We start from the raw sequence: 13,189 nt of genomic DNA on the forward strand, positions 1-13,189 counted from the left end.
GAGCCGAACGGGATGAGCGCCGGAATCGACCAGGACACGTACACCGTGCTGCGGGACCGGCTGGCCGCGCAGGGCACCGAACTGGCCCGGCGCGCCGGAGAACTGAACCGGGCCCGCACCGCCGTCTTCGGCTCCGGCGAGCTGGACCTCGCCGGAACCGGACACCTGCGCACCGGACACCACGCGGTCGCGCGGGACGTCGTCGCCGTGGGCGACGGCCTCCTGCTCCTCGGCGTCCACACCGCCACCGGCGGCGACGCCGAACGGTCCGTCGCCGACGTCTTCACGCTGTACGACCGCGACCTGAACCCACTGCCCCCCGAGGCACTGCCCGGACTGCTCGACGACCCCGGCTTCGTCCGCGAGTTCACCGCCCTGCACCGCTACTTCCGGGGCGCCCGCCTGGAACGCCTGCGCCGCGTCGAGGGCCGCCTCCTCGCCGTCTTCCGGACCGGGGAGAAGGCCGACGACCTGCGGGTCCTGCGCTGGTCGTGCGGCCCCACCGGCGAGACCGCCTTCCTCGACGCCCGGGGCGAACGCGACCACGTCCTGCCCCCCTCCCACGACGTCACCTGGATCCCGGCGACCCGCGACGACCACGTGCCCGGCCGCCACCCCCACCTCTCGCTCGGCGGCCACGCCTTCGTCTCCACCGCCGGGGGCACCCTCACCGTCAAGACCACCGACGACACCACCATCGGCGACGGCGTCCACTCCGAACCCGTCGACGAACCCCTCCAGGCCCTCGCCGACGCCGACGTCGCCCACGCCGTCGTGGGCCACCTCCTGCTGATCCGCGTCCGCCCCTACAAGGAACGGACCCACCGCCACCTCGTCCTGCACACCCTCACCGGCACCGTGGTCCGCCTCGACGGCATCGGACAGTCCTGCCTCCGCCTCCCGGGCGACGAGGGCATCGTCTTCCCCGGCGGCTACGTCCTCGGCTCCGGCACCGTGCGGACCTTCGGCACCGGCACCCCGGGAGAAGGACCGGACGGACCCGGAGGACCCGACTTCGAACGGGTCGTCCGCTCGCCCAACGGAGAAGACCTCCTCTACGTCTTCCACGACCGCCACGAGGGCCGCTGCCACCTCCTGCCGTACAACCTCATCCGCAAGGAGATCGCGCCCCCCGTCACCGGCGCGGGCCACGCCCTCTTCGACGACGGCACCCTCCTCGTCCTGCGCGCGGCCGAGGGAGAACCCGGCCGCGTCCACCCCGTACAACGCTGGCACACCCCCTACCGCGCCGACACCCACCCCACCGGCACCGCCGAAGGCCCGCTCGCCCGCATCGGCAACCCCGACCTCGTCCGGGGCGTCTCCGACTGCCTCGCCGTCGCCCGGCGGGCCGAGAGCCCCGAACCGACCGGCGAGGTGTACGAGGCACTCGTCGCCGACTGCGTCCGCACCGCCGACAGCCACCACTGGCTCGGCGACCCCGGGACCGGCGACCTCCGCACCGCCCTCGACGAACTGCGCTCCACCGCCGAACAGGTCCTGCGTGAGTTCGCCACCGTCACCGCCCTGACCCGGCAGGCCACCGACGCCACCGACGGGGCCGCCCGGGAGGTCGCCCGGCTCGTCCGCCTCGTCCGCAGCGAATCCCCCGCCACCGCCGCCGACTGGATCGGCCGCATCACCGAACTCCGCCGCTCCCAGGGACGGCTGATCACCGTCAAGGAGATGCGGTACGCCGACACCGCACGCGTCGACGCCCTGGCCCACGAGGTCGAGGACGACATCGCGGCGGCGGGCCGCAGGGCCGTCGCCTTCCTCCGCGGCGAGGACGCCTTCACCCCCCACCACACCGAGGCCACCAGGACCGAGGCCGAGGCCGCCGCCCTCACCACCGTCGCCGAGACCGGCCCCCTCCGCGCCCGCCTCGACGAACACGCCGCCGGACTGCGCACCCTCAGCGAGGTCGTCGCGGGCCTCGACATCGGCGACGCCACCGTCCGCACCTCCGTCCTGGAGCGGATCGCCGGAGTCCTCGGCGCCGTCAACCGCGCCCGCGCCGTCCTCACCGCCCGCCGCGCCGCCCTCCTCGACACCGAGAGCCGCGCCGAGTTCGCCGCCGAGACCGCCCTGTTCGCCCAGGCCGTCACCGGCGCCCTCGGCGCCGCCGACACCCCCGAACTCTGCGACGAACACCTCGCCCGCCTCCTGCTCCAGCTGGAGAACCTGGAATCCCGGTTCTCCGAACACGACGGACACCTCGCGGGCATCGACGAGCGCCGCACCGAGGTCCACGAGGCCTTCGCCACCCGCCGACAAGCACTCCAGGACGCCCGCGCCCGCCGCGCCGAACGCCTCGCCGACTCCACCGGACGGGTCCTGGAGGCGATCACCCGCCGCGCCGCCACCCTCGCCGACCTCGACGCGGTCCACACCTACTTCGCCTCCGACCCCATGGTCGCCCGGGTCCGCCGCACCGCCGCCGAACTGCGGGAACTCGACGACCGGGTCAGGGCCGAGGAACTGGAGGGCCGCCTCGCCGCCGCACGCCAGGAAGCGGGCCGCGCCCTGCGCGACCGCACCGACCTGTTCTCCGACGACGGCGACACCGTACGGCTCGGCGGACACCGCTTCGCCGTCAACCGGCGGTCCACCGAACTCACCCTCGTCCCGCACGGCGACACCCTCGCCCTCGCGATCACCGGAACCGACTACCGCGCCCCCGTCACCGACCCCGGGTTCGCCGCCACCCGGGCCTGCTGGACCCGCGTCCTGCCCTCCGAATCACCCGAGGTGTACCGCGCCGAACACCTCGCGGCCCGGCTCCTCGCCGCCCACGGACCCGAGGACCCGGACGACCCCGACCTCCCCGGACTCGTACGGAAGGCGGCGGCCGACGCCTACGACGAGGGGTACGAGCGCGGCGTCCACGACCACGACGCGACCCTCCTCCTCGCGGCCCTGCTCCGCCTGCGCCGACACGCGGGCCCCCTCGCCCACCCGGCCCGCGCCCGCGCCGCCGCCCAGCTCTTCTGGGCGACCGCCGCCACCCCCGACGCACGGGAGCAGTGGACCCGCCGGGCCGCCTCCCTCAGCCGGGCCCGCGCCCTCTTCGGCAGCGGTTCCGGCCCCGACGGGCTCCACGCCGAACTGACGGCGGCGACCGGCGACCCGGCCGCCGCCGCGTACCTCGTGGAGGAACTCGCCGCCGAACCGGCCGGCTTCGCCCTCTCCGCCGGGGCCCGCACCTTCCTGGAGGCCTTCCACAAGGCCGCCGCCCGCTCCGGCTACGACGACGACCTCGCCGCGCTCACCGAACCGGCCGCCCGGCGCCAACTGACCGAGAGCTGGCTCGGTGCCTACGCGCACGCCTGCGGCGAACGGCCCGACGACGGCGTCCTCGCCGAAGCGGTCGCCGTCGAACTCGCACCCGGTCTCCTCCGGTACACGATCGACACCCCCACCACGACCACGGTCACCGGCCTCCTGGGCAGCCACCCCCGCGTCCGGGGCGGCAGCCTCGACCTGCGCCTCGACGAGTTCCTCGACAGGACCGCGCGGTTCGCCGCCGAGGACGTCCCCGCCTTCCGCGCCTACCAGCGCGCCCGCACCGCGCTCGTCACCGCCGAACGCGCCCGGCTCCGCCTGGACGAGTACCGGCCCCGCGTCATGTCCTCCTTCGTCCGCAACCGGCTCGTGGACGAGGTCTACCTCCCCCTGATCGGCGACAACCTCGCCAAGCAGCTCGGCGCCGCCGGGGACGCCAAGCGCACCGACTCCCACGGCCTGCTCCTCCTCCTCTCCCCGCCCGGCTACGGCAAGACCACCCTGATCGAGTACGTCGCCGACCGCCTCGGCCTGCTCCTCGTCAAGATCGACGGACCGGCCCTCGGCCGGGCCACCACCTCCCTCGACCCGGCCGAGGCACCCGACGCGGCGGCCCGCAGGGAACTGGAGAAGATCGCGTTCGCGCTGGCCGCCGCGAACAACGTCCTCCTCTACCTGGACGACATCCAGCACTGCTCGCCGGAACTGCTCCAGAAGTTCATCCCGCTCTGCGACGCCACCCGCACCCTCGGCGGACACGACCTGCGCGGCAAGCGCTTCGCCCTCTGCATGGCGGGCAACCCCTACACCGAGTCCGGGCAGCGCTTCCAGGTCCCCGACATGCTCGCCAACCGCGCCGACGTCTGGAACCTCGGAGACGTCCTCACCGGCAAGGAGGACGCCTTCGCCCTCAGCTTCGTCGAGAACGCCCTCACCTCCCACCCGGTGCTCGCCCCGCTGGCCGGACGCGACCGCGCCGACCTGAGCCTGCTGGCCCGGCTCGCCGCCGGTGACCCCACCGCACGGGCCGACCGGCTCGTCCACCCCTACGCCCCGGCCGAGCTGGACCCGGTCCTCGCCGTCCTGCGCCATCTGCTGACCGCCCGCGAGACCGTCCTCGCGGTCAACACCGCCTACATCGCCTCCGCCGCCCGCACCGACGCGACCCGCACCGAACCGCCCTTCCGGCTCCAGGGCTCGTACCGGAACATGAACAGGATCGTGGCCCGCATCACCCCCGCGATGAACGCCGCCGAACTGGCCGCCGTCGTGGACGACCACTACACGGCCGAGGCGGGCACCCTCACCGCCGAGACCGAGACCAATCTGCTCAAGCTCGACCAGCTCCGCGGCACCCTCGACGGGGACCGGGCCGCCCGCTGGGCCGAGATCATGGAGACGTACGCGCGCGAGAGGCGCCTCGGCGGCTCCGCCGACGACCCGCTGACCCGCGCGGTCGCCGCCCTCGCGCTGCTCGCCGACCGCGTCACGGACGTCGAGACGGCGATCCTCCGGGCGGTCGGCGGGGGCGCCCCGACGGGCGGCGGGACGCCCCCGGTGCGAGGCTGAGGAGGTACCCGGACCGGTCCGTCCGGAGACGTGGAGGCCCTCGCCATGATCACCACCGACTTCGCGCCCGGCTCCCCCTGCTGGCTCGACCTGGGCGCCCCCGACGTCCCGGCCGCCGCCGCGTTCTACGGCGCCGTCCTCGGCTGGGAGTACGCGCCCATGGGCGAGGGCATGGAGGGCGGCGTGTTCCGCAAGGACGGGAAGACCGTCGCGGGGCTCGGCAGACTCACCGAGGAGGGCGCCCGGTCCGCCTGGATGATCTACTACAGCGTCCCCGACGCGGAGGCCACCACCCGCGCCGTCGAGGACCGGGGCGGCACCGTCCGGCGCGCCCCCACGGAGCCCGGCGAGTGGGGCCGGATCGCCCAGTACAGCGATCCGCTGGGCGGACAGTTCGCCGTCTGGCAGCCGGGCGCCCACCGGGGCGTCGAGCTGACCGACGAGCCCGGCTCGCTGTGCTGGACCGAGCTGTACACCACCGACGCGACCGCCGCGAAGGAGTTCTACGGCGGAGTCCTCGGCTGGCGGTTCGGCGACATGGAACTGCCGGGCGGCTCGGGCACGTACACCCTCATCACCCCCGCCGGGCTCCCCGACGAGCGGACGCAAGGCGGCCTCATGACCCTCGCGGAGGCCGATCTCGCCCTCGCGCACGGGCGCCCCTACTGGCATCCGGTCCTCGCCGTCGCCGACTGCGACGAGACGGTCGCCCGGGTCACCGCGAGCGGCGGCAACATCCAGATGGGACCGCAGGACATGCCGGGCGTGGGGCGGCTCGCGGTCTGCCTCGACCCGTCGAACGCGGACTTCGTGGTCCTCGCCCCGGCCACCGCCTGACGGCGGGTGCGGGAGGGCCGGTGACCGCCGCGTCCGGTCCCGGGGGGCGGGCCCGGGGGACCCGCTCCCCGGCCCCTTCCGGCACCGGCCGGAGACGCAGCCGACCGTCCACCGCTGGAGCGCGCCGCCGCCGTCCGGGCGCCGGGCGACGAGGGCGCCGTTCACGGCCGAGGCGGCGGTCAGGAGCAGTCCGCTCGCCACGGAGGCGACGGCGTGGGTGCCGTCCGCCTGCCGGGTGAGCGTCCAGCGCTGGTCGGCGCCGCCGGTGCGGTCCATGACGAACAGCGGGGACGTCGGGGGCGTCAGACCGGCGGCGACCTGCTGGCTCACCGAACCGGCGCGGGCGGGGTCGTACTCCTTCGACGGCGGGACGTACCCGTCGTGCTGCCGGAGCCGACCGGCACCATGGTGCTCTCCCGGCCGCCGACGCCCGGCTGGGACCAGGCGCCGTCGTACCACTCGCGGCCGTGTCGCCGCGCTCCGTGCTGAAGGGCGAGGCGATGACGTGGTCCTCGACCTTCCACGTACGGCCCTGGTCCCGGGAGACGGCGTAGCCGATGCCGTCGTGGTGGACGCCGTCGCCGAACGGCTGCGGGGTGAACTCGTTGTGCACCAGGCCGTACCGGTCGCCGGTGTCCGGGGCGACCCAGACACGCGCGGGTCCTGCGCGCCGTACAGCGCGTGCGCCTGCTGGACTGCTCCTCGACGCGGTGGACGGCACGGCGCCCGACGAGCCCCCGCACCGCCTGCCGCTGCCCCGGCTCGTCGTCCGCGACAGCACGGCGCCCGCCCGGCGGACGGTGCGACCCTCCGGCCACTGAACCGGACGGCCCCCCATCCAGGGCCGTCACCGGTCCGGCGGCCCCCGCCGCCCGTGGCCGGGGACGGACAGGACAACCCCGTGCACGGGGACGGACGGGACAACCCCGTGCACGGCGACGGACACGGCGACCCGTTCACGGCGACCGGCGCGAGCGCCGCCGTCACCCGGGCGGCACGGGGCCGAGGCGTCCATGCCCCTCGGGGACGGTCCGGTCCCGGCCACCGGAGAGAATGGCGGGGAACGTCGCCCGCACGCGGCGGAACTTTCGGAAGACGAGAAGGCGAGAGACACGCATGAACGTCAGCGCACACATGGAAGCCGTCTACGCGGAGGTCCGTCGGCGCAACCCCGGTGAGGCGGAGTTCCACCAGGCCGCCGCCGAGGTCCTCGACTCGCTGGCCCCGGCCCTGGAGCGCCACCCCGACTATCTCGCGGCGGGCATCGTGGAGCGGCTCTGCGAACCCGAGCGGCAGCTGATATTCCGTGTCCCGTGGGTCGACGACCAGGGCGCCGTGCGGGTGAACCGGGGATTCCGGGTGGAGTTCAACAGCGCCCTCGGCCCGTACAAGGGCGGACTGCGGTTCCACCCGAGCGTCAACCTCGGCATCGTGAAGTTCCTCGGCTTCGAGCAGATCTTCAAGAACGCGCTGACGGGGATGGCGATCGGCGGCGGCAAGGGCGGCTCCGACTTCGACCCCAAGGGCCGCTCGGACGCCGAGGTCATGCGCTTCTGCCAGTCCTTCATGACCGAGCTCTACCGCCACCTGGGCGAGCACACCGACGTGCCCGCCGGAGACATCGGGGTCGGCGCCCGCGAGATCGGCTACCTCTTCGGCCAGTACAAGCGGATCACCAACCGGTACGAGTCCGGTGTCCTCACCGGCAAGGCCATCGGCTGGGGCGGCTCCCAGGTCCGTACCGAGGCCACCGGCTACGGCGCCGTGTTCTTCGCCGAGGAGATGCTCGCCACGCGCGGCGAGGGCTTCGACGGGCGCCGCGTGGTGGTCTCCGGCTCCGGGAACGTGGCCGTGTACGCGGTGGAGAAGGTCCACGCCCTCGGCGGCCGGGTCGTGGCGTGCAGCGACTCCTCCGGATACCTCGTCGACGAGGACGGCATCGACCTCGACCTGCTCAAGGACGTCAAGGAAGTGCGCCGCGAGCGGATCTCCGCCTACGCGGACGCGAAGCCGACCGCCCGCTTCTCGGCCCGGGGCACGGTCTACGACGTGCCCTGTGACATCGCCCTGCCCTGCGCGACCCAGAACGAGCTGGGCCGTGACGACGCCGTCGCCCTGGTCAAGCACGGCGTCCGGGCCGTCGCCGAGGGCGCCAACATGCCCTGCACGCCCGAGGCGGTCCGGGTCTTCCAGGAGGCCGGGATCCTCTTCGGCCCCGGCAAGGCGGCCAACGCCGGAGGCGTGGCCACCTCCGCCCTGGAGATGCAGCAGAACGCCTCCCGCGAGACCTGGTCCTTCGAGCAGACCGAGGCCCGGCTCGCCGAGGTCATGCGCGACGTCCACAGCCAGTGCCGGAACACCGCCGAGGAGTACGGCGGCCAGGCCGACGACTACGTGACGGGCGCCAACGTGTCCGGCTTCCTGCGGGTGGCGCGGGCGATGGCGGCCCAGGGCGTCATCTAGTCGGGGCGGCCGGGCCTGTGCTCGTGCGGTCAGCCGGTCAGCCGGTCAGCCGGTCAGCCGGGCACGCGGGCACGCGGGCACGCGGTCAGGCGGAGACCAGGAGCGAGGCGACCGTGTTGATCGTCAGTGACGACACGGGCGCGCCCGGGGCGGCGGCCGGGCGGAGGGCCGGGAAGCGGGCGAAGAGCGCCGACAGGGCCGTGCGGAGCTGGAGGCGGGCCAGGGGCGCGCCCAGGCAGAAGTGCGGCCCCCGGCCGAAGGCCAGGTGCCGGGTGCCCGGCCCCGTGGACGTGAAGACGTCACCGCCGCCCTCCTGGGAGGGGTCGCGGTTGGCCGCCGCGTAGCACAGCAGCAGGGCGTCACCCGCGCTGATCCGCCGCCCTCCCAGGGTGACGTCCTCACGGGGGAAGGCGAAGGGCAGCGCGAAGACGCTCGCGTCGTAGCGCAGGGATTCCTCGACCACGTCGTCCCAGGCGACGGCCCCGCCGAGGACGCGTTCCAGCTCGCGCGGGTGGGCGAGGAGCGCGCGGACGGCGTTGACGAGGGCGGCCACCGTCGTGTCGAAACCGGCGGCGAGGAAGAGCCAGAGGGTGTCCCTGGCCTCCTGGTGGCTGAGTCCGCCACCGGGGGCGGCCGACTCCCTGAGGGCCGCGACCAGCCCGTCCTCCTCACCGGGGGCGGGCGGTCGTGCCAGCAGGTGGTCGAGGTAGGCCCGGATCTCCGCACTGAGCAGCTTGGACTCCTGCGGGGTGAGGGCTGCCCGGGACAAGGCGCGGAAGACCAGGGAGGTGGCCCGGTCCCGTTCTTCGTCGGGTACGGCGAGCAGTGAGCACAGCACGTCGAGGGCGAGCGGCAGCGCGAACTCGGTGCGGATGTCGACCGGCCGTGCGGCCGGGTCGAGGCCGTCGAGCAGCCGCTCGACGGCCTCGGTGACGGCCGGGGCCAGCGCCTTCACCCGGCGCGGCGCGAACGCACCGGCCGCCACCCGCCGCAGCCGGGTGTGGTCCGCGCCGTCCGAGGTCAGCATCCACTGGCGGCTGAGGTGGTCGGTCATCGGCCAGTCGGCGGGGATCTCGCCCTCCCGCAGCGCCCGCCAGTGCGTGGGCGAGCGGGCGAACAGAGGTTGGGTGAGGACCGCCTCCAGTTCGGCGTACCCGACGACGGCCCAGCAGTCCACGCCTCCCGGCCAGCGGGCCGGGACGACTCCGCCGTGGGCGCGCAGGAGACGCGCCTGTTCCTGGAGGTCCCGGTGGGGATCGAGGGTGAAGCGGTCCGGCTCGACGGGGCGCATGACGGGTACCTCCTGGGACGAGGATGGGGACGGAGACGGGGGTTTACGGGGAGGGGGACGGGGCCGGGCGGGCCGGGACCGTGGTGACGCCGGGAACACGGACCCGGCCGGGCGGACGCGGGCCCGTCACGGGATCAGCACGGCCTTGACCACCGCACCGCTCGCCACGTCCCGCTCGGCACGGTCGATCTCGGCGAGCGGATACCGGCGGATCAGCCGGTCGAAGGGGAACAGGCCCCGCTGCCAGAGGTCGATGAGCCGGGGTACGAACAGCCGGGGCTCCGCGTCGCCCTCGATGATCCCCTTGATCGTGCGCCCGGACGCGATGAGCAGCGGGTCCACGATCAGGTCGCCGTGCTGCACCCCGACCAGGCCGCAGCTCCCGGCGCTGTGGAGGGAGCGGACGAGCGCGGTGATGACCGGGGGCAGTCCCGTGGTGTCGACCGCGTGGTCGGCGCCCCCGGTGATCCGCAGGATCTCCTCGGTGAGCGTCTCGGAGCCGCCGTCGAGCGTGTGGGTCGCGCCCAGTTCCGCCGCCAGTTCGCGCCGGACGGGCAGGACGTCGACGGCGACGACGACGGTCGCGCCGACGGCGCGCGCGGCCATCACCGCCGCCAGGCCGACCGCGCCGGTCCCCGCCACCACCACGCTGGATCCGGCGCGCACCCCGAGGGAGTTGACGACCGCGCCCGCCCCCGTCTGGAACCCGCAGCCGAGCGGCCCGAGCAGGTCGAGCGGCAGCGACCGGGGAACCGGGACGAGCGCGCGGGCCGGGACCACGCAGTGCGTGGCGAAGGAGGACTGCCCGAACCAGTACGCGGCCACCTCCAGGCCTTCCGCGTCCCGGGCCGCGCCCGTACCACCGGGGTGACGGCCGGTCAGGTTGCGGGGGAAGAAGGCCGCGCAGGTGGCGGGGCGGCCGGCCAGACAGGAGCGGCAGCCGCCGCAGGAGTCGAAGGACATGACGACGTGGTCGCCCACGGACACCTCATGGACCCCCGCCCCGGTCGCGAGCACCGTCCCGGCCCCTTCGTGCCCTCCGATGAGAGGCAGGGCGACGCCGAGCCGGTCGGTGCGCGGCAGGAGATCGGTGTGGCAGAAGCCGGTGCCCGCCACGTGGACGAGGGCCTCTCCGGGGCCCGGTCCCTCCAGCGTCACGTCCTCGACCCGGAACGGGAGGGTGCGGGAGCGGAGCACCGCCGCTCTGGCCTTCACCGGGCCGCTGCCGACCGTCACAGCTTCGCCCTCGTGCCGTCCCAGAACGCGTCCGCCCACACGTCCCCGTACAGCCAGTTCCCCGGCGAACCGGCGTCGGCGCTGGTGTAGAACTCGCGGTGTGCCCGCAGGACGTCCGCCATCGGCAGACCCGCTTCGGCGTCGGGCAGGCCCATGCGGTCGGCCGCGAGCCGGACGTTCGCGTCGGGCGTGCCCATGCCCCGCTGGAACGCGATGAACTCGGGGAGCCGTACGACGCCGTCGCCGTCCCGGTCCACGGCCGCCCAGACGGACTCGCCGACGGGCCGGAAGTACGCGTCGTAGTCGGCCGTCCCCCCGGCGAGGGCCTTCGCCATGGCCTCGCGCCATTCCTCCGGGGTGATCCGGCGGTCGGGCGCCCAGCCGGTGACGGACGCCATGTGGTCGCAGAATCTCTGCGAGGCGGTGTGCACGGCGAGGGCCTTGGGACTGCCGAGCGGTTCCCCCACATAGGCCAGGATACGGGTGAACAGGACCGACACGTCGGCGAGTTCGATCAGGGCGTCCTGGTCCCGGTCGGCGTGTGCGAAGCACACGTCGACCTTGCGCTCGGTCAAGCGGGAGCCGATGTCATGAGGAGTGCGCATGAAGGTTTCTCTCCGAGGTCTTCGATGAGGGGAGGAGGACGGCCGACCGGGGGGCGGGCGGCAGGCGGCGGGGGCCGGTGAGCGCGTCGACCAGGGGCAGGAGGTCGTGCCGGTCCGCGATGGTCCAGCCGCCGTTCCGGGCCAGGGCCCGCAGGGCGTCGTCCGGCTCGAAGGCCACCGGGTGCCCGACCGCGTCGAGCAGGGCGTGGTCGGAGGCGCTGTTGCCGACGGCCAGGGCGGCCCGCACATCGCCGCCGAGCCGGGCCGCCAGCGCCCGGAACAGGGCGGCCTTGACCTCGGGGACGGCCGGAAGGGTCAGGAACCGGTGGGTGTAGGCGCTGTCCGCCCCGGTCGCGAGACGCATCCCGATGCGGTGGGCGACGCCCAGTTCGTCGGCGATCCGGTCGATCATCTCCTGGGGGCTGCCGGACATCAGGACCGGTGTGAAGCCGTTCCGCCGCAGGCTCTCGACCAGGGGAGCGCTGCTCGCCAGCAACCGGTGGCGGACCCGGCGCCAGGCCGTGTGGGAGGCCCGCACGGCGTCCTCGTGCCGCACACCTCCCACGGCGTGGGCGTACGCGTCGCTCGTCAGGTCCGTGGTGTCACGGAACCGGCCGCCCGCACCGCGGTGTTCGCGCATGGCGTCGCGGACGTTCTGGACGGCGTGGGCGCTCACCAGGCCGGACGCGCGCAGTTCGTCGAGTAGGGAGAAGCCGAGGGTCCCTTCGTAGAGGGTGCCGTCGACGTCGAGTGCCGCTAGGTTCATTCGGGCTTTCCCCTGGCCCGCCACGGCGTGGTGGGAGGTGGGACCCATCACGCCGCGGCGGGACGATGGCTGGGCGACGGGCGGCGGGACACGGCGGTGTCCTGCCGCCCGCCGCTTGTCGATCGGACCGATCAGGCGGTCTGGAAGTCCGCCCCGAAGAGCCAGTTGCCGTTGGTGTCGGCGTCGGTGCTGGTGTAGAAGTCGCGGAAGGCGGTGGTGAGTTCGTCCACGGAGAGCGAGCCGTCGCCGTCGAGGTCGAGCTTGTCGAAACCGAGGCGGGCGTTCTCCGGGGTGGTGCCGAAGGCGAGCTGGACGGCGCTGAACTCGGCCGCGGTCACCTCGCCGTCGTCGTCGCGGTCGCAGAGCTTCCAGATGGCCGTGGCCACGGGGCGGCTGGCCGCTTCGAAGGAGGACGCGGAACCGACGAGGCGGCGCATCCCGACCCGGTACTCCTCCGGGTCGATCTTCCCGTCCTTGTCGGTGTCGAGTTCCGACACCATCCCCTTCCACCAGTTCTCACAGACGCGCAGCATCTCGACGGACTTCGGCGAGTCGAAGGGCTCGCCCACGGCCGCGATGACCCGGGCGGCGAAGGTCAGGATGTCGGCGGCGTCCACCACGCCGTCCTTGTTCTGGTCGGCGTGCCCGAAGCACATGTCGAACTTGTGGTCGAGGAGATCGTTCTGCGGGGCGATGGTCATGTGTGCGTCCTTTGAGCGATGAACCGCGCAGCTGTCCGTGGCGATGATCGACCCGGATCGATGGCTGGCGACGTGAGCCTAAGGAGGAAGATCCATTTCAATGCCGCTCGTATCGGGGCGTTCACCCCAATAGGTGAGATGGAGGTGATGTGATGACCGGACGCACGGTTGGCTGGATCTCATGCCATCTCCGACCGGGCCGTGCGTCCCAGGAGGGGGGAGTCGCAGGTCGAGGGCGCGGGTCCCATGGTCGCGTGGATGTGTGGCGAGGTGTGCCCTGGCTGTTTCGCGTCGTACGCAGGAATCGGCTGTATGTGCCGCAGCCGTATGCGCGAGCCCATGGCGTTGGGCGCGTATCGACGCGCGTGTGTTGTGGAGTGACGGGTGGGGCGAGTGGGAAGAGAGTGACGGTGTCCGGGGGTCCTGCCCGGACGGA

General features: G+C 73.8%; 8 protein-coding genes. 3 read left to right on the forward strand and 5 right to left on the reverse strand.

Translation table 11 applies throughout. The features are described from left to right. Positions 1–12: 12 nt before the first annotated feature. The 3 genes from ACFXGN_RS02720 to gdhA all read left to right on the forward strand — a co-directional run bounded on the left by ACFXGN_RS02720 (position 13) and on the right by gdhA (position 8,154). Positions 13–4,854, forward strand: a complete 4,842-nt coding sequence (locus tag ACFXGN_RS02720) for a DNA repair ATPase (RefSeq protein WP_384852443.1) — start codon at positions 13–15, stop codon at positions 4,852–4,854. A 45-nt stretch (positions 4,855–4,899) separates the two neighbouring features. Further along, the gene (locus tag ACFXGN_RS02725; RefSeq protein ID WP_384852445.1) at positions 4,900–5,691 is read left to right on the forward strand and encodes a VOC family protein; all 792 of its coding nucleotides are present in this window, start codon (positions 4,900–4,902) and stop codon (positions 5,689–5,691) included. 1,116 nt (positions 5,692–6,807) lie between these two features. Next, a complete protein-coding gene (gene gdhA / locus ACFXGN_RS02730; RefSeq protein ID WP_384852448.1) occupies positions 6,808–8,154 on the forward strand; it encodes an NADP-specific glutamate dehydrogenase in 1,347 nt (448 codons plus the stop codon). Positions 8,155–8,239: 85 nt separating this feature from the next. Here gdhA and ACFXGN_RS02735 read toward each other — a convergent pair whose 3' ends face one another. The 5 genes from ACFXGN_RS02735 to ACFXGN_RS02755 all read right to left on the reverse strand — a co-directional run bounded on the left by ACFXGN_RS02735 (position 8,240) and on the right by ACFXGN_RS02755 (position 12,753). After that, positions 8,240–9,445, reverse strand: coding sequence for a cytochrome P450 (locus ACFXGN_RS02735; protein ID WP_384852452.1), 1,206 nt, complete (start codon positions 9,443–9,445; stop codon positions 8,240–8,242). A gap of 126 nt (positions 9,446–9,571) precedes the next feature. Then, a complete protein-coding gene (locus tag ACFXGN_RS02740; RefSeq protein WP_384853112.1) occupies positions 9,572–10,660 on the reverse strand; it encodes an NAD(P)-dependent alcohol dehydrogenase in 1,089 nt (362 codons plus the stop codon). A gap of 17 nt (positions 10,661–10,677) precedes the next feature. Beyond that, positions 10,678–11,286 (reverse strand): hypothetical protein, encoded by a 609-nt coding sequence (locus tag ACFXGN_RS02745; protein ID WP_384852455.1) that lies wholly within the window; start codon positions 11,284–11,286, stop codon positions 10,678–10,680. Then, positions 11,270–12,052 carry an HAD family hydrolase gene (locus ACFXGN_RS02750; RefSeq protein ID WP_384852458.1) on the reverse strand — a complete coding sequence of 261 codons (783 nt, stop codon included), beginning with the start codon at positions 12,050–12,052 and terminating at the stop codon, positions 11,270–11,272. The genes ACFXGN_RS02745 and ACFXGN_RS02750 overlap by 17 nt, the downstream gene beginning before the upstream one ends. A gap of 131 nt (positions 12,053–12,183) precedes the next feature. Further along, positions 12,184–12,753: an EF-hand domain-containing protein gene (locus tag ACFXGN_RS02755; RefSeq protein ID WP_384852461.1), complete on the reverse strand. Its 570-nt coding sequence runs from the start codon at positions 12,751–12,753 to the stop codon at positions 12,184–12,186. Positions 12,754–13,189: the final 436 nt, after the last annotated feature.

It is taken from the genome of Streptomyces sp. NPDC059247 (genome assembly GCF_042754005.1).
GTDB lineage: Bacteria > Actinomycetota > Actinomycetes > Streptomycetales > Streptomycetaceae > Streptomyces.

Coding starts and splice junctions, on each gene's coding strand:
- gdhA (WP_384852448.1), top strand. CDS start 6,808: ATGAACGTCAGCGCACACATGGAAGCCGTCTACGCGGAGGTCCGTCGG.
- ACFXGN_RS02725 (WP_384852445.1), top strand. CDS start 4,900: ATGATCACCACCGACTTCGCGCCCGGCTCCCCCTGCTGGCTCGACCTG.
- ACFXGN_RS02745 (WP_384852455.1), bottom strand. CDS start 11,286: ATGCGCACTCCTCATGACATCGGCTCCCGCTTGACCGAGCGCAAGGTC.
- ACFXGN_RS02755 (WP_384852461.1), bottom strand. CDS start 12,753: ATGACCATCGCCCCGCAGAACGATCTCCTCGACCACAAGTTCGACATG.
- ACFXGN_RS02735 (WP_384852452.1), bottom strand. CDS start 9,445: ATGCGCCCCGTCGAGCCGGACCGCTTCACCCTCGATCCCCACCGGGAC.
- ACFXGN_RS02720 (WP_384852443.1), top strand. CDS start 13: ATGAGCGCCGGAATCGACCAGGACACGTACACCGTGCTGCGGGACCGG.
- ACFXGN_RS02750 (WP_384852458.1), bottom strand. CDS start 12,052: ATGAACCTAGCGGCACTCGACGTCGACGGCACCCTCTACGAAGGGACC.